At 66.4% G+C, this 15,204-nt stretch carries 15 protein-coding genes; 9 read left to right on the forward strand and 6 right to left on the reverse strand.

Features of this window, described 5'->3' with window-relative positions; genetic code table 11:
• Nucleotides 1–48: 48 nt before the first annotated feature.
• Nucleotides 49–333 (reverse strand): PsiF family protein, encoded by a 285-nt coding sequence (locus ACE026_RS05305; protein ID WP_486038234.1) that lies wholly within the window; start codon nt 331–333, stop codon nt 49–51.
• A 108-nt stretch (nt 334–441) separates the two neighbouring features.
• Nucleotides 442–1,077: a uracil phosphoribosyltransferase gene (gene upp / locus ACE026_RS05310; protein ID WP_313217937.1), complete on the reverse strand. Its 636-nt coding sequence runs from the start codon at nt 1,075–1,077 to the stop codon at nt 442–444.
• 272 nt (nt 1,078–1,349) lie between these two features.
• On the opposite strand from upp, the gene ACE026_RS05315 reads away from it, so the two are divergent.
• From ACE026_RS05315 to ACE026_RS05335, 5 genes are all read left to right on the forward strand, one after another.
• Nucleotides 1,350–3,920, forward strand: coding sequence for a TonB-dependent receptor (locus tag ACE026_RS05315; protein ID WP_486038235.1), 2,571 nt, complete (start codon nt 1,350–1,352; stop codon nt 3,918–3,920).
• Nucleotides 3,920–5,047 carry a phytase gene (locus ACE026_RS05320; protein ID WP_486038236.1) on the forward strand — a complete coding sequence of 376 codons (1,128 nt, stop codon included), beginning with the start codon at nt 3,920–3,922 and terminating at the stop codon, nt 5,045–5,047. The genes ACE026_RS05315 and ACE026_RS05320 overlap by 1 nt, the downstream gene beginning before the upstream one ends.
• Before the next feature lie 32 nt (nt 5,048–5,079).
• Complete coding sequence (locus ACE026_RS05325) at nt 5,080–6,429, forward strand: purple acid phosphatase family protein (protein ID WP_486038292.1); 1,350 nt, start codon at nt 5,080–5,082, stop codon at nt 6,427–6,429.
• Nucleotides 6,430–6,478: 49 nt separating this feature from the next.
• Nucleotides 6,479–7,114, forward strand: a complete 636-nt coding sequence (locus tag ACE026_RS05330; protein ID WP_486038237.1) for an inorganic diphosphatase — start codon at nt 6,479–6,481, stop codon at nt 7,112–7,114.
• A 127-nt stretch (nt 7,115–7,241) separates the two neighbouring features.
• On the forward strand, nt 7,242–7,481 hold the full coding sequence (locus ACE026_RS05335; RefSeq protein WP_486038238.1) for a hypothetical protein: 240 nt from the start codon (nt 7,242–7,244) through the stop codon (nt 7,479–7,481).
• Nucleotides 7,482–7,494: 13 nt separating this feature from the next.
• Here the strand turns inward: ACE026_RS05335 and ACE026_RS05340 are convergent, their stop codons facing one another.
• From ACE026_RS05340 to ACE026_RS05350, 3 genes are read right to left on the reverse strand one after another with little or no spacing between them, the layout of a single operon-like run.
• Nucleotides 7,495–7,821: a tetratricopeptide repeat protein gene (locus tag ACE026_RS05340; RefSeq protein ID WP_486038239.1), complete on the reverse strand. Its 327-nt coding sequence runs from the start codon at nt 7,819–7,821 to the stop codon at nt 7,495–7,497.
• A gap of 11 nt (nt 7,822–7,832) precedes the next feature.
• On the reverse strand, nt 7,833–8,387 hold the full coding sequence (locus ACE026_RS05345; protein WP_486038240.1) for a flavin reductase family protein: 555 nt from the start codon (nt 8,385–8,387) through the stop codon (nt 7,833–7,835).
• Complete coding sequence (locus tag ACE026_RS05350; RefSeq protein WP_486038241.1) at nt 8,387–9,016, reverse strand: superoxide dismutase; 630 nt, start codon at nt 9,014–9,016, stop codon at nt 8,387–8,389. The genes ACE026_RS05345 and ACE026_RS05350 overlap by 1 nt, the downstream gene beginning before the upstream one ends.
• Nucleotides 9,017–9,202: 186 nt before the next feature.
• On the opposite strand from ACE026_RS05350, the gene ACE026_RS05355 reads away from it, so the two are divergent.
• Both ACE026_RS05355 and ACE026_RS05360 read left to right on the forward strand, forming a co-directional pair.
• Entirely contained in the window at nt 9,203–10,618 is a 1,416-nt protein-coding gene (locus ACE026_RS05355) for a cryptochrome/photolyase family protein (RefSeq protein WP_486038242.1), read from the forward strand.
• A gap of 151 nt (nt 10,619–10,769) precedes the next feature.
• A complete protein-coding gene (locus ACE026_RS05360; RefSeq protein ID WP_123728987.1) occupies nt 10,770–11,465 on the forward strand; it encodes a YiaD family glycine zipper/OmpA-like lipoprotein in 696 nt (231 codons plus the stop codon).
• A 213-nt stretch (nt 11,466–11,678) separates the two neighbouring features.
• Here ACE026_RS05360 and ACE026_RS05365 read toward each other — a convergent pair whose 3' ends face one another.
• On the reverse strand, nt 11,679–12,701 hold the full coding sequence (locus tag ACE026_RS05365) for a LysR family transcriptional regulator (RefSeq protein ID WP_121041912.1): 1,023 nt from the start codon (nt 12,699–12,701) through the stop codon (nt 11,679–11,681).
• A gap of 367 nt (nt 12,702–13,068) precedes the next feature.
• Between ACE026_RS05365 and ACE026_RS05370 the strand changes: the two genes are divergently transcribed.
• On the forward strand, nt 13,069–13,842 hold the full coding sequence (locus ACE026_RS05370) for an SDR family NAD(P)-dependent oxidoreductase (RefSeq protein ID WP_486038243.1): 774 nt from the start codon (nt 13,069–13,071) through the stop codon (nt 13,840–13,842).
• A 90-nt stretch (nt 13,843–13,932) separates the two neighbouring features.
• The gene (locus tag ACE026_RS05375) at nt 13,933–15,144 is read left to right on the forward strand and encodes an efflux RND transporter periplasmic adaptor subunit (protein WP_486038244.1); all 1,212 of its coding nucleotides are present in this window, start codon (nt 13,933–13,935) and stop codon (nt 15,142–15,144) included.
• Nucleotides 15,145–15,204 lie beyond the last annotated feature (60 nt).

Genomic DNA, 15,204 nt, shown 5'->3' on the forward strand with positions numbered 1-15,204 from the left:
GGCCCCCACGGCACCCCACGGCACCGGGCATGAACCCGGTACGGCGCGTCAATGCGCCTTCAAACACCCACTCATGAACGTCTTGCGCGCATCGCCGGCCAGCTTCTTCGCGGCCGCATCGGCGTTGCAGGTCTTCATGCGCTCCTGCGGCGTGCTCGCCATCGGGGCGGGGCCACTCAGACACGCCTTCTGCGCGCTCTTGTAGTCCTCGCCGGTCTTGCCTTTGTTCTTGGCCGAGCAATCGGCCATGCGCTGTTGCTGCGGCGTCGCCGCACTGACAACGGCCGGGCCACCCAGAAGCAGCAGACAAGCCAGCAGGGACAGGGTCTTCATGAGGCAGCTCCACGCACGGGTTGAGGATGCGCGCAGCTTCTGCCCGGGCATGGCTAGGCCGTGTGAAGCACCGGCGGCTGGTGATGGCCGCCGGTCAGAACGTCGGAATCAAGCGACCACGCGGGTCCCGAAAATGCGGTCGCCGGCATCGCCCAGGCCCGGCAGGATGTAGCCCTTCTCGTTGAGCTGGGCATCGATGGCGGCAGTGAAGATCTCCACATCTGGATGCACGGCCTGCACGGCGGCGATGCCTTCCGGTGCGGCGACCAGGAAGATGCCCTTGATCCGGCGTGCGCCGGCGCGCTTGAGCATGTCGATCGTGGCGATCAGGGTGCCGCCGGTGGCCAGCATCGGGTCCAGGATCAGCGCGTCGCGCTCTTCCAGGCGGCCGGTCAAGCGCTCGAAGTAAGGCACCGGCTGCAGGGTTTCCTCGTCGCGCTGGAGGCCGACCACGCTCACGCGCGCGGCGGGAATCAGCGACAGCACGCCACTGAGCATGCCCAGGCCGGCGCGCAGGATCGGCACCACGGTGATCTTGGCCCCGGCGATGCGCTGCACCGTCACCGGGCCCGCCCAGCCGGCCATGGTGTGGGCTTCGGTGTCCAGATCGGCGGTGGCCTCATAGGCCAGCAGCCCACCGAGCTCATTGGCCAGCTCGCGGAAGTCCTTCGTGCTCAGGGACGCATCGCGCATCAGGCCGATCTTGTGCTGCACCAGCGGATGGCGCACTTCGACGATTTTCATGGGGGGAATCAGGCGAGAGAAGAGACCGTTAGTGTGCCGCAACACCCAACCGAAGCCAAAAGCCGAAGCCGCCATGCCCGGTAGTGCCGAGCCATGCTCGGCAGGTCCGCCAATGCCGAAGCCGATCACCGGTGCACCAGCCAACCCGAAGCAGCCGAGCATGGCTCGGCTACCCAGCCCCCGATTCCCCCCTCGATGTTCCCGGTGTCATCCCCATGCAACCTCCCGGACATACCGTGCTGACCCATTCTTTACACAGATTGGGGAATGCAGTGCAGAAGAAGCGTCCGTTGGGCCTGGCGATCAGCCTTTCATTGCTGGCGGTGATCACCCCGTCCGCCCATGCCGCCGATACGCCCGATGGCGGCACGGTGGCCGGCAGCGCCGCCGCCGGTGCGGCCGCCATCGATCTGGACCGGGTCGAAGTCCGCCCGCAGCTGGAGTCGCAGACCCGCGCGGTCGACCTCAAGCGCAGCAGCGATGCGATCGAAGATGCGGTGTCCTCCGATGCCATGGGCGTCTACCCGGACAAGAACGTGGCCGAATCGCTGCAGCGCCTGCCTGGCGTCAGTGTCACCCGTGACCAGGGCGAGGGGCGCTTCGTGGTCATTCGTGGCCTGGATGCCAATCTCAACAGCGTCAGCGTGGATGGCATCGCGATTGGCACCCCGGAAGATTCCAGCCGCGCGGCCCCGCTGGATGTGATTCCCTCCGACTCGACCGAGCGCCTGCGCGTGGTCAAGTCGCCCACCCCGGATATGCCGGGCGACGCCATCGGCGGCGCGATCCTGGTCGAGTCGGCCTCGGCGTTCGACCGCGAAGGCCGCAACCTGCGCGGCAAGATCGAAGCCAGCCACCAGCAGCTCTCCGGCAACACCAGCCCCAAGGCCGCGATCAACTACAGCGAAGTGTTCGCCGATACCTTCGGCGTAGCGCTGGGGGTGAACTACCAGAACCGCAAGTTTGAATCGGACAACACCGAAGTGGAGTACGGCGAGTTCGACGGCGGCGCCGAGGACGACCTGTTCGCCACCAGCCTGCAGCAGCGCAAGTACGAGATCGAGCGCAAGCGTATCGGTGCGAACCTCAACCTGGATTGGCGCCCGGATGACGACAACCGCTACTACCTACGCACGCTGTACAGCCAGTTCGATGATGCCGAGACGCGCCAGCGCACGATCTTCAATTTCGGTGATGGCGACGTCACCGCGCTGGGCGGCAACCAGTACCGCGTCGATGACCTGCCGGCCGATGCGATCCAGAAGCGTATGCGTTACCGCACCAAGAAAGAAAACACCTTCACCACCAGCGCCGGCGGCGAGAACCGCCTGACCAATGCGGTGGTCGATTACAAGGTCGGTTACACGCGTACCGAAGAGCGCGTCAATGATGAGATGGAGGCGCGCTTCGAGTACAACGGTGATGACCTTGGCGCCAATGTCGATCAGAACAGTGGCATCCCGCGCTACACCCTGACCAGCGCGCAGTGGATGGACAACGGCAACTACGATTTCGATCGTTTCGTGGTGTCGCCCAAGCAGGTCAACGACAGCGAGCGCAGCGCGCAGATCAACGTGCGCTTCGATGGCGATTCCTCCAGCATCAAGCTTGGCCTGCTCGGCCGCTGGCGCGATCGCGACGTCAATGTCGATGAGCGCGAACTGCGCGTCGGCCCGGACGTGGCGCTGTCGGACTGGACCACCTCCACCCCCGATCACCGCGGCGGCAACCTCGGCCAGGGCATGAGCTCGGATGCCATGCGTCGCTACTGGGCACGGTCCGGTGGCCAGTACAGCGCCCGCCCGCAGGATGCCGGCGGCAATGCGCTGACCTCGCTGGAAGAGGACTACACCGCCAGCGAAGACATCTTCGCCAGCTATGCGATGGGCACCTGGGATGTCGGCGCGCTGCGCATCATCGGCGGTGTCCGCGTTGAGAACACCCAGTTCAGTGCCACCGGCAACAGCGTGGACGTGGCGCCCAATGGCCGCAGCTTCACGGTCACTCCGTTGAGCGTGAGCCGCAGCTACACCAACGTGCTGCCCGGCCTGCACCTGCGTTACGACGCGGGGGACGACTGGGTGCTGCGCGCGGCCGCCAACAAGACTGTCTCGCGCCCGTCCTTCGGCGATGTGGCACCGCGCGTCGGCCTGAGCCGGGGTGACGAGGAAGTCCGGATCGGCAATCCGCAGCTGGATCCGTATGAGTCCAGAAACATCGACCTGTCGATCGAGAAGTACATCGGCAGCACCGGCATCGTCTCGCTCGGCGTGTTCCACAAGTCGATCGACGGCTACATCGTCAACACGGTGAGCAACAACGATCCGGCGTATCCGGACTTCGAGGTCACCCGGGTGATCAACGGCAACAAGGCCACGGTCAAGGGTGCCGAGTTCAACTGGCAGCAGCAGCTCGCCTTCCTGCCGGCCGGCTGGGATGGCCTGCTGGTGGGTGCCAGCGGTACCTGGCTGGATACCGATTTCGACCCCGGCGTGGCGGGCCGCGAGCGCGACGACTTCATGCTGCCGCGCGCCTCCAAACACGTGTACAGCGCGCACATCGGCTATGAAAAGGCCGGCTTCAGCACCCGCGTGGCCGCGGTCTACCGCAGCGAGTACCTGGATTCACTGGGCGACAGCCGCGCCTATGACATCTATGTGGCGCCCAACACCCAGCTCGATTTCAGCATGGACTACAAGATCACCTCGAACGTCAGCGTCTACTTCGAAGCGCAGAACCTGCTCGACAAGCCGCTGGAGCTGTACCAGGGCGTGCGCTCGCGCACCCTGCAGAACGAGGAATATGGCCGCACCTACGCCCTCGGCCTGAAGGTGGCCCTGTGATGCGCGCGTCCCATGGCCTGAGCCTGCTCGCACTGGCGCTGTTGGCCGGCTGCACGCCGGCGGCTACGCCGGAGGCTGCAGCACCCGCTGCGGTCCCGCTGGCCGCCGACGCCTCCGCCTCCGCCGCCGCACGCAATGTCGCCACTGTGGCCGAGGCGTTCCTGACCCCGATGACCCCGGACGACAACATCGACTCGCCGGCAAGCTGGACCACGCCCGACGGCCAGGTCTGGTTGATCGCGACGGCCAAGGCCACCGACAAGCTGGTGGTCTACGACGGCCAGACCGGCGCGAAGCTGCGTGACGTCGGCCGCCTCGGCACTGCCCCGGGGCAGTTCGATCGCCCCAACGGCATCGCCGTGGTCGATGACCTGGTGCTGATCGTGGAGCGCGACAACCACCGCGTGCAGGTACTGCAGCTGCCGGACTTCATGCCGTTGGGTGTGTTTGCAGCCGATGATCTGCGCAAGCCGTACGGGCTGTGGGTGAACAAGCAGGGCAACGGCTACGACGTGTACGTCACCGATTCCTACGATGCGGGCGAAGACGCGCAGGGCAACGACGTGCTGCCGCCGCTGGCCGAACTGGACAAGCGCGTGCGTCGTTACGCGCTCACCGTGCAGGGCGGCAAGGCGCAAGCGACGCTCACCGCCAGCATCGGTGACACCACCGAAGCCGGCGCGCTGCGGGTGGTCGAATCGATCTGGGGCGACCCGGCCAACGACCGCCTGCTGATCGCTGAAGAGGACGAAACCTACGCCAGCGAGTTCAAGGTCTATACGCTGGAAGGCCGCTTCAGCGGCACCACGTTCGGCCGCGATGCCTTCCAGGCCCAGGCCGAAGGCGTGATGCTGCGCACCTGTGGCAAGGACGGCTGGTGGATCACCACCGAGCAGGGCAAGCAGCGCAGCGTGTTCCATCTGTTCGACCGGCACAGCCTGAAACATGTCGGTGCATTCCAGGGCAACACCGTGGCCAATACCGACGGCATCTGGTCGATGCAGGCACCGTCCGCGCGTTTCCCGCATGGCGCGCTGTATGCCGTGCACGATGACCAGGGTGTGGTGGCCTTCGACTGGGCGAGCATCGCCAAGCAGTTGTCGCTGCCGCTGGAGTGTGGCGCGTGAGCCGCGTTCCTTCCGCGCTGACCGCGCTGGCGATGGCGCTGCTGCTGTGCAGTGGCAGCGCCCTGGCCAAGAAGGACGCCGAGACCGGTGCCGAGCCCAACACCCAGGTGCCGGCCGGCAACCGTCACTACGCGGCGACCGGCTTCCCGGATCGATTGGTCGCCTCACCGGCGCAGGACGCGGCGCGTGGCTTCTCGGTTGCGTGGCGGACCGATACCTCGGTCAAGGCGCCGGTGCTGGAATGGGTCGTGGCCGGCGACTCGCCGGATGTCGGCGCGCCCACCCGGATCACCGCCACCACGCAGGCGCTGACCACCGAACTGGGCGCGTCCCATCATCACCGTGCCGATGTGACCGGCCTGCAGCCGGACACGTTGTACCTGTGGCGCGTGCAGGGTCAGAACACCTGGAGTGCCTGGAACCAGCTGCGTACCGCCGGCCGCGCCGACCAGCCGCTCACCCTGTTGTATTTTGGTGACACCCAGAACAAGAACCTCAGCCACGTTTCGCGCGTCATGCGAGCCGGCATCAAGGCCGCCCCGGATGCACGCCTGAGCCTGTTCGCCGGTGACCTGGTCAGCGGTGGCGACGGGCAGGATGACAGCGAGTGGGGCGAGTGGTTCGCCGCCGCCGGCTGGCTGCCGCAGGAAACCGCGGTCGCCCCGGCAATCGGCAACCATGAGTACTTCGAGGAATTCGAAGACACGCCGCAGGAGCGCCGCGTGCTCGGCCGTCACTGGCCGGTGACGTTCGCGTTGCCACGCAATGGCGTGGACGCCGCCGACACCAGTACCTACTGGTTCGACTACCAGGGCGTGCGCATCGCCGTGCTCGACGGCACCTCCGCGCTCGATCTGGGCACCGCGAGGGCGCAGGCCGCCTGGCTGGACACGGTGCTGGCCGACAATCCGCACCCGTGGAGCATCGTGCTGCTGCACCAGCCGTTCTATTCCCCGCGCGAAGGCCGGGAGAACACCGAACTGCGCGATGTGCTGCTGCCCGTGGTGCGTCGCCACCAGGTCGATCTGGTCCTGCAGGGCCACGACCACACCTACGGCCGCCGCGGCGAAGGGAAGGGCGCGACGCCACAGTTCGTGGTGACCGTCGCCGGGCCGAAGCAGTACCGGCTTTCGGATGAAGCCCGTGCCACCATGGCACCGGTGGGCGAGGACACGCAGCTGTTCCAGGTGTTGAAGATCGATCCGAGTCACCTGCGTTACGAGGCGCGCACCGTCACCGGCCGCCTGTACGACGGCTTCGAGTTGACACGCGGCACCGATGGCCGCAAACAGAAAGCCGAACTGACGCAGGGACGCATCGCCCCCCGTGACTGCACGCGCGCCCAGACGCTGAAGGGCCGCGCCGACCGCTGCTGGGAATGACCGACCGGCCGGGCCGCTGCGGCGCGCCCGCCCTTCCGTGGAGATCGAGATGATCCATCGCCGTTCCATCGCGCGGGCCGCCTTGGCCACCTCGCTGCTGCTGCTCGCCGGTGCCAGCGTGGCCGGCAATGCCGTCCTGCACCCCTTCCTCGCTGCGCAGCCGAAGAACGCGCCGGACGAAGTGCATCTGGCCGTGGAGATCCCGGCCGGCAGCTTCACCAAGTACGAGATCAAGGAGGACGGTCTGGTCCATGTGGACCGTTTCCAGTCGATGCCGGTGGCATACCCGGCCAACTACGGCTCGATGCCGCGCACCCTGGCCGGTGACAACGATCCGCTGGACGCACTCGTGTTGACCCGCGAGCCGCTGCATCCCGGCGTGATCGTGCGGTTCCGCCCCATCGGCTACCTGAAGATGGTCGATGACGGCGAGCAGGATGAAAAGGTCATCGGCGTGCCGACCGACAAGATCGACCCGACCTACGCCAACATCCGCGATCTGGATGACCTGCCGCTGATCGAACGGCAGCGCATCGAAGCCTTCTTCCGGGTGTACAAAGACCTGCCGGCCGGCCGCAATCCGGTCCAGCTCAATGGCTGGGGCAATGCCGCCGAGGCCAAGGCGCAGATTCGTGCTTCGATGCAGCGTTTCGATACGCAGCAGCGGCGCGCGAAGGGCGATTGATCGTTGGGGTTGTCGGACCAGGCGGTGATCCAACAGCTTCCGTGCGGCCGGTGACGTCCGCTATGCTCGGGATCGGTCGTCTGCGCATCGCCGATGACCGGCCTTTCAAGGGACGGGGCGACGGCACATGGAAGAGGAGATCAAGCGCGGCGTACTGACCGTGATCCACTGGATCGTGGTCGTTTTCATCGTACAGATTCTGGTGTTCGGCATTGGTCGCCTGACGTTGTTCGCCTTCAGTGGGGGCCGCTTCGGGAAGGACGATTGGACGGCCGCGCATCAGAACTGGAGCTATTTCACTGGCTTCGTAGTGATCGCCTTGGTGTGGACCCTGATCGCGTTCTACAACAACGGTCTGCTCTGGTAGCCATCGCAGGCCATCAGGCCGGGCCGGCGCTCGCCTTCTGCAGCCGCCGCAGGAACACGGCCATCTCCTTCACCGCCTGCTTGTCGCCGTTGGTCTCGGCGACAGAACGGCCTTGGTGCCATGCCTGTGCCGCCGCGTCCGGATCGCCGGCCGCCAGATGGGCTTTACCCAGCCATTTCCAGCCTGCCGAGTACTGTGGATCCTGTGCGACACAGCGCTGCAGATGGATGACCGCCTCCGCGGTGTCACCCGCGTCGAGCAGGGCCTTGCCCAGCCCGAAGCGCAGCAGGGCGCTGTCGCGACCCTGTTCGAGAAGACGTTGCAGTGCGGGGATATCCATTCGATGCGGACTCAGGCAGCGGTGACGCGGGCGTAGCGCCCACGGTGGAAGGCAAGGGTGTCGGCGGGGGCGGTATCCAGCTGCACCACCTGGCCGATGACCAGCACATGATCACCGGCGGGCAGCGTTTGTTCGACCGTGCAGACGAGCTGTGCAACTGCATCGCGGACCAGGGGCACGCCACTGGGGTGCGCAATCATCGTACCGGGCACCGGCACGCGCCGCCGTTTCCCATCGGCGAAATGCCGCGCCAAGGCCAGCTGCCGGGCGGCCAGGATACTGATCGAGAACGGCCTGCCGATGCGATACACGGCCACATCGGGCGAGCGGTTCGACAGGCTCCACAGCATCAGCGGTGGGTCCAGCGACAACGAAGCAAAGGAGTTGATCGTCATCGCGAACAGAGCATCGTCGTCGCTGCGAGCGGCGACGATGGCGACCCCGGTCGGGTACTGGCCAAAAGCATGGCGCAGCGCGGCCGCCGAAAGCGGCGGGTCCAGCACTGCAGCCTCGGACGGCGTGGCGGAGGGCTGCGTGCCGAGGCCCAGTGCAGGACCCGTGTCCATCAACGGCCGCCGGCGGCCTGGTAACGCCGCGCGACCTCCGTCCAGTCGATCAATTCGAAGAAGGCGGCGATATAGTCCGGGCGGCGGTTCTGGTAGTTCAGGTAGTACGCGTGTTCCCACACATCCAGCCCGAGGATCGGGGTACCGCCCGAGAGACCCGCGAACTCGCCCATCAACGGGTTGTCCTGGTTCGGGCTGCTCTCCACCAGAAGCGTGCCGTCGCGGGTCAGCGTCAACCACGCCCAGCCGCTGCCGAAGCGGGTCTGCGCGGCCTTCGTGAAGGCCTCCTTGAACGCGGCGTAGCCGCCGAGATCGCGCTCGATGGCGGCAGCAACGGTGCTGTCCGGCTGGCCGCTGTTGGGGGTCAGCACCGTCCAGAACAGGCTGTGGTTGGCATGTCCGCCGCCGTTGTTACGGACGGCGTTGCGCACCCCCTCGGGCAGGGACCCGATATCGGCGATCAGCGCATCGATGTCGGTGCTCTCGATCCCGGCATCGGCAAGCGTGGCATTGAGGTTGGTGATGTAGGTCTGGTGGTGCTTGGCATGATGGATTTCCATCGTGCGTGCATCGAAGTGCGGTTCGAGTGCGTCGTAGGCGTAGGGCAGGGCGGGGAGGGTGTAGGCCATGGATATCTCCGGAAGAGCAGGTGGGGCGGTGCCGGCACGCAGCACGGTGATGCCACGATAGAACCTCAAGCGTGATTGAGGTCAAGCGCGGCGATATGGAACAGTGCGGGCCATTCACGCGCGATCGCTGCCTCTCCTTCACCTGCACTGGCTATCATTGCCCGTCGAATCTTCCGGGGTAGTCTCGTGTCGGTAGCGTTGGTGTGGTTTCGCCGTGACCTGCGGTTGCAGGACAACCCGGCCCTGCAGGCCGCTCTGGATGCCGGCCATGTGCCGGTGCCGGTCTACATCCACGCGCCACACGAAGAAGGCGACTGGGCGCCCGGTGGCGCGTCGAACACCTGGCTGCATCGCTCGTTGGCCGCGCTCGACACGGACCTCCGTGCGCGCGGCTCGTCGCTGGTGCTGCGCCAGGGCGACAGTCAGGCACAGCTGCAGCAGCTGATCGAGCAGACCGGTGCGGTCGCGGTGTACTGGAACCGCAAGTACGAGCCGGCCACGCAGCCGCGCGATGCGAAGATCAAACGGGCGCTGCGCGAGCAGGGCATCGAGGCCGAAAGCCACAACGGCAGCCTGATGTTCGAACCGTGGGACGTAGCGACCCAGCAGGGCGGGCCGTACAAGGTGTTCACTCCATTCTGGCGCAATGCGCTGACCCGTCTGCAGTTGCCGGCCCCGACCTGCTTGCCCGAGCGGCTGCCCGCGCACAGCGCCAGCGGCGAGAGTCTCGACACGCTTGGCCTGGCACCGTCGATTCCGTGGGATCGACAGTTCTGGGACCATTGGCAACCGGGCGAGGCGGGCGCGCACGAGGCGCTGACCGTCTTCATCGATGGGGCGCTCAACGGCTATCGCGAGCAGCGTGATCTGCCGGACCGCGTCGGCACCTCGCTGCTGTCGCCGCACCTGCATTTTGGCGAGATCGCCCCGTGGCAGATCGCGCGCCGGCTGCAGGGCGAGCGCAGTGCCAGCCGCGATGCCGATATCGATGGCTACATCCGCGAGTTGGGCTGGCGCGAGTTCTCCTACCACCTGCTGCATCACTTCCCGCAGACCCCGGACCACAACCTCAACCCGCGCTTCGATCAGTTCCAGTGGGCGAAGCCGAACCCGGCGGCATTGCAGGCGTGGCAGCATGGCCGTACCGGCATCCCGATCGTGGATGCGGGGATGCGTGAGCTGTGGGCCACCGGTTACATGCACAACCGCGTGCGCATGATCGTTGCCAGCTACCTGTGCAAGCACATGCGCCAGCATTGGCGCGAAGGTGCGCGCTGGTTCTGGGACACGCTGGTCGATGCAGACCTGGCCAACAACACCATGGGCTGGCAATGGGTCGCCGGCACGGGTGCGGACGCGGCCCCGTACTTCCGGGTTTTCAACCCGGTGACGCAGTCGCAGAAGTTCGACCCGCAGGCGCGTTACATCACGCGCTGGGTGCCGGAACTGGAAGCGCTTCCGTTGAAGGCACGCTTCGCACCGTGGCAATCGCCGCAGCTGCTGGCCGAGCTCGCGCCGGGCTACCCGGCATTGCCACTGGTGGATCTGAGCGAGGGTCGGGATGCCGCGTTGGCAGCGTATCGGCATACCGGCGGGGCGTGACCGGCCTCCCGAACAGGTCGCCTCCGCCGTAACCGTTTACCTGAACAGGGAGCTGCCGAGCGTGCCATTCATCATGCCGGCATCGCGTTGGGCTGTTTATGCTCTTCACGGCCCGCACGCCGGCGCCGTCCGGTAACCAAGGAGAAACCTCATGATTCGACCCGCAACCCGCAACGTGGCTCTGGCCCTGATGACCGCTGCTGCCCTGACGGCCTGCGCCACCGGTGGCTCCTACGTGCAGAGCGACCAGTACGGCAACCCCGTTGAACAGCAGAACCGCACCGGCCGCAATGCCCTGATCGGTACCGCCGTCGGCGTGGCCGCCGGCCTGCTCAGCGGCAACAGCGCCACCGAGCGCCGCCAGCACGCCATGATCGGTGCCGGTATCGGCGCACTCAGCGGCGCGGCCGTGGGCCAGTACCAGGACCGCCAGGAACGCGCCCTGCGCGAACGTACGGCCAACACCGGTATCGACGTCTCCCGTAATGGCGACAACCTGGTCCTGAACCTGCCGGACGGCATCACCTTCGATTTCGGCAAGTCCACGCTGAAGCCGCAGTTCTACGGTTCGCTCAACGGCGTGGCCAGCACGCTGGCCGAGTACAACCAGACCATCATTGAAGTGGTCGGCCACACCGACAGCATCGGCAGCGACGCGGTCAACAACCGCCTCTCCAAGGAACGCGCCGACTCCGTCGCTGCCTACCTGGCCGGCCAGGGTGTGCAGCGCGCCCGCATTGAGACCCTGGGTGCCGGCAAGGCCTACCCGATTGCCGACAACAACACCGATGCCGGCCGCGCGCAGAACCGCCGCGTCGAGATCCGTGTGATTCCTTTGCAACAATAACGCGACGCGTTTTGTTGCAACGTTCGCGCCGTAGGCGTGAACAGAATGCCGCCCTTGCAGGCGGCATTCTTGTGGGTACCGGCCGTTGGCCGGTACGCGCGGAATAATTCCGTCCGCTCGCACACCTGCATTCCCGCAACGCCCAAACCACAACGCCGCCCATGGGCGGCGTTGTAGTTCATACGGCGCTACGCTGATGAAGCATCGTCAGAATCAACCCGCCGTCACCGTCTCCAGAATCCGCTTCCCGGCCGCCTGCAGCTCGGTTTCCACCTGCGTCTGCTGCTGCTTGGCCAGTTTCGCCGCCGGGCACTGAGCGAGCATGTAGTTGGCATCGAAGTTCATCTTCTCGACCAGGAAATCAACGAAGGCGCGCACCTTCGGTGAGACCAGCCGGCCGCCGGCGAACACCGCGTTGAAGTCCACTTCCGGCCCGGTCCAGCCGGCCAGGACGCGGCGCACCATGCCCGATTCGACGAACGGCTTGGCCATCACGTCACCGGTCAACAGCAACCCTTCGCCGCACACCAGTGCACCGTTCAACGCGGATGGATCATTGGCCACCAGCAGCGGATTCACCGGGAAATCCAGCAGCTCGCCGCCGTTCTCGCCCAACTGCCAGAAGAAACGGTTGTTGTTGAGGTTGCGGGCCTTGCGCATCGCCAGGATGCGGTGGAACTGCAGCTCATCCGGGTGCAGCGGCTCGCCGTAGCGTTCGATGTAGGCGGGGCTGGCAAATACCTGCGTGCGCAGGCTGCCGAGCTTGCGCGCCACCAGGTTGGAGTCGGGCAGGGTGCCCACGCGCAGCGCCAGATCCGCTTCACCGGCGATCAGGTCGAGCTTCTCGTTGCCCAGATGCATGTCCAGCTGGATTTCCGGGTACTGCGCGTGGAACTGGCCGAGCAGCGGCGCGATCCAGGTGATGCCGATCGAGTAGGGCACGGTGAAGCGCAGCCAGCCGCGCGGGCCGGACTGCAGCTGGTTGACCGCGCCTTCGGCTTCTTCCAGCTCGCGTGCGATGCGCTGGCAATGCTCGTGATAGACCGAGCCCGCTTCGGTGAGGCCGAGGCGGCGGGTGGTCCGGTGCAGCAGACGCGCGCCGAGGCGCGTTTCCAGTTCCTGCACCTTGCGGCTGACCGTCGTCTTGGGCAGCCCCAGTGCAGTGGCGGCGGCGATGAAACTGCCTTGCTCGACCACTTTGACGAAGATCAGCGTGTCGTTGAGATCGTGGGCCATGACGGGATCCAAAGTCGGGAGAGGGAGAGAGTGCCGCAAATGATTGTGCCGAGCACGGGATGATTATTCCCCTAAATCCGGACTAATCAAGGGGGAGTTTGAGGACTAATCTGGCGCCATTCCAGATATGAAGGACGACAACCATGTGGTTGCGGAACATTCTTGGCCGCCTGCGTAGCGGCCCCAACGCCCCGCTGGACCTCGCGATGACCGTGGAAGTCCGTCCGGGTTCCTTGTCCCGTAAGGCTTTTCGGGAGTTCACCCCGCCTGCCAACATGCAGCGCGGCGGGAGTTTGCAGCTGGGCGCCCGCAATGGCGGCCGACTGGGCCGAATTGGGATTATCCCGGCGACGGGAGTGAAAGTCCCATGAATGGGACATTGGCCCCCGAGGTGTTGGTGCTCGGTGGCACCGGCAGCGTGGGCCAGGGCATCGTGGCGGCCTTGCTGGAGGCTGGCAGCCCCGTGTTGGTGGTCGGCCGCGACCCCGGCCGGCTGGCCGCGCTGCAGGAGCAGTTCGCCGATGAGCCGGGGCTGGAAGTCCTGCTCGGTTCGCTGGGCGACGACGGCTCGGCGCGCACCGTGGCCGAGCGCGGCGGCGGACGTGCCCGTGCGCTCGCCGCGGTAGTGGATGCGATGGGCGGGCCGTACAACCGTGGGCGGGTGACCGACCGCAGCGGCGATGCGCTGTTGCAGGCGCTGCAGGCCGACGTGATGCCGCACGTGCATGCCGGCCGCCATCTGCTGCCGCTGGTGCGCGGTGGCGCCCAGGTGCGGCGCTACGTGCTGGTTGGCGGGCCGGCCGGCTTCAAGCCGTGGGCCGGGCACGGTGAGTCCTCCATCACCATGTCCGCCACGCGCATGTACGCGCAGGTGCTGCACCAGGAAGCCCAGGCACTGGGCGTGCGTGCGCAGATGCTGGAAGTGTGCGATCCGGTGTGCACCCCGGCCAATGCCGCCAAGGCCTGCATCGAATGGCCGAGCGCACTGCTGGTCGGCCGGCGTGTGGTCTCGCTGCTCGACAACTGCACCGACAACCGCGCCATCGTGCGCTGCGATGCGCGCGATGCCGAACTGCCGCGCGGGCTGCTGCACCTCGACCGCCCTCCACCGATGTCGCGCAACACGGCCGGCACGGCTTGACCTCTACCAAGGTTCAGGTCCCAGGCTGCGCCCCCACGTCGCCCCACGTTATCGATTCTGTATCACCACCCCTACGTACGGATGCATGTCATGACTTCCAACTCCTCCCCGAAACGTTTCACCCGACGGCTGGCCATGGCCGGCGTTTCCATCCTTGCCGCCGCGGTGCTGACCGCCTGCAGTGGCAGCCACGCTGAAGAAGCCGGCATGCCGCCACCGCCCTCGGTCAGTGCCGCCCCGGTGCTGGTCAAGCAGGTCAGCCAGTGGGACGACTTCAGTGGCCGCGTCGAAGCGGTCGAAAGTGTTGAGCTGCGTCCGCGCGTCTCCGGTTATATCGACAAGGTCAACTATGTCGAAGGCCAGGAGGTCAAGAAGGGCGATGTGCTGTTCACCATCGACGCACGCAGTTACCGCGCCGAGCTGGACCGCGCCACCGCCGAGCTCAACCGCGCGCGCACCCAGGCCCAGGTGAGCCGCAGCGAAGCCGACCGTGCCCGCCGCCTGTCCGACCAGCAGGCGATCTCCACCGAGACCTGGGAACAGCGCCGTGCCGTGTCCGAGCAGGCCTTGGCGCAGGTGCAGGCCGCGCAGGCGGCGGTTGATGCAGCGCGCTTGAACATGGAGTTCACCCAGGTGCGCGCCCCGATCAACGGCCGTGCTGGCCGCGCGATGGTCACCGCCGGCAACCTGGTCACCGCCGGCGACAGTGCGAGCGTGCTGACCACGCTGGTCTCGCTGGACAAGGCGCACGTCTACTTCGATGCCGATGAGGGTACCTTCCTGCGTTACGCCCAGATGGCCCGCAAGGGTGAACGCCCGAGCGAGCGCGACAGCGAGCTGCCGGTGAAGGTCGGCCTGTCCGGTGAGGACGGCTACCCGCACGAAGGCAAGGTCGATTTCCTGGACAACCAGGTGACCCGCAGCACCGGCACCATCCGGGTCCGCGCGCTGCTGGACAATGCAGACCGCGCCTTCACCCCGGGCCTGTTCGCCCGCGTGCAGTTGCTGGGCAGCGGCCAGTTCCAGGCCATGCTGATCGATGACAAGGCCGTGCTGACCGACCAGGACCGCAAGTTCGTCTACGTGGTCGACAAAGACAACAAGGCACAGCGTCGCGATATCCAGCTCGGCCGCAATGCCGACGGCCTGCGCATCGTCGAGCAGGGCCTGAAGGCTGGTGACCGCGTGATCATCGACGGCGTGCAGAAAGTCTTCATGCCCGGCATGCCGGTCCAGGCCAAGGCGGTTGCGATGCAGCCGGTTGCCGCACCGGTAGCCGCGCCGGCTGTTGCAAAGAATTGAAGGGCTGCCGACTGACCGTCGGTTCTACATAGCAGCCGACCAACGGTCGGCTCTACCGTG

The sequence above is a fragment of the Stenotrophomonas sp. AGC87 genome, from assembly GCF_057333975.1.

What these genes read in the sequence shown, in the direction of transcription:
- ACE026_RS05305 (WP_486038234.1), bottom strand. Translation starts at nt 333, where the DNA reads ATGAAGACCCTGTCCCTGCTGGCTTGTCTGCTGCTTCTGGGTGGCCCG.
- upp (WP_313217937.1), bottom strand. Translation starts at nt 1,077, where the DNA reads ATGAAAATCGTCGAAGTGCGCCATCCGCTGGTGCAGCACAAGATCGGC.
- ACE026_RS05320 (WP_486038236.1), top strand. Translation starts at nt 3,920, where the DNA reads ATGCGCGCGTCCCATGGCCTGAGCCTGCTCGCACTGGCGCTGTTGGCC.
- ACE026_RS05325 (WP_486038292.1), top strand. Translation starts at nt 5,080, where the DNA reads ATGGCGCTGCTGCTGTGCAGTGGCAGCGCCCTGGCCAAGAAGGACGCC.
- ACE026_RS05330 (WP_486038237.1), top strand. Translation starts at nt 6,479, where the DNA reads ATGATCCATCGCCGTTCCATCGCGCGGGCCGCCTTGGCCACCTCGCTG.
- ACE026_RS05335 (WP_486038238.1), top strand. Translation starts at nt 7,242, where the DNA reads ATGGAAGAGGAGATCAAGCGCGGCGTACTGACCGTGATCCACTGGATC.
- ACE026_RS05340 (WP_486038239.1), bottom strand. Translation starts at nt 7,821, where the DNA reads ATGGATATCCCCGCACTGCAACGTCTTCTCGAACAGGGTCGCGACAGC.
- ACE026_RS05345 (WP_486038240.1), bottom strand. Translation starts at nt 8,387, where the DNA reads ATGGACACGGGTCCTGCACTGGGCCTCGGCACGCAGCCCTCCGCCACG.
- ACE026_RS05350 (WP_486038241.1), bottom strand. Translation starts at nt 9,016, where the DNA reads ATGGCCTACACCCTCCCCGCCCTGCCCTACGCCTACGACGCACTCGAA.
- ACE026_RS05360 (WP_123728987.1), top strand. Translation starts at nt 10,770, where the DNA reads ATGATTCGACCCGCAACCCGCAACGTGGCTCTGGCCCTGATGACCGCT.
- ACE026_RS05365 (WP_121041912.1), bottom strand. Translation starts at nt 12,701, where the DNA reads ATGGCCCACGATCTCAACGACACGCTGATCTTCGTCAAAGTGGTCGAG.
- ACE026_RS05370 (WP_486038243.1), top strand. Translation starts at nt 13,069, where the DNA reads ATGAATGGGACATTGGCCCCCGAGGTGTTGGTGCTCGGTGGCACCGGC.
- ACE026_RS05375 (WP_486038244.1), top strand. Translation starts at nt 13,933, where the DNA reads ATGACTTCCAACTCCTCCCCGAAACGTTTCACCCGACGGCTGGCCATG.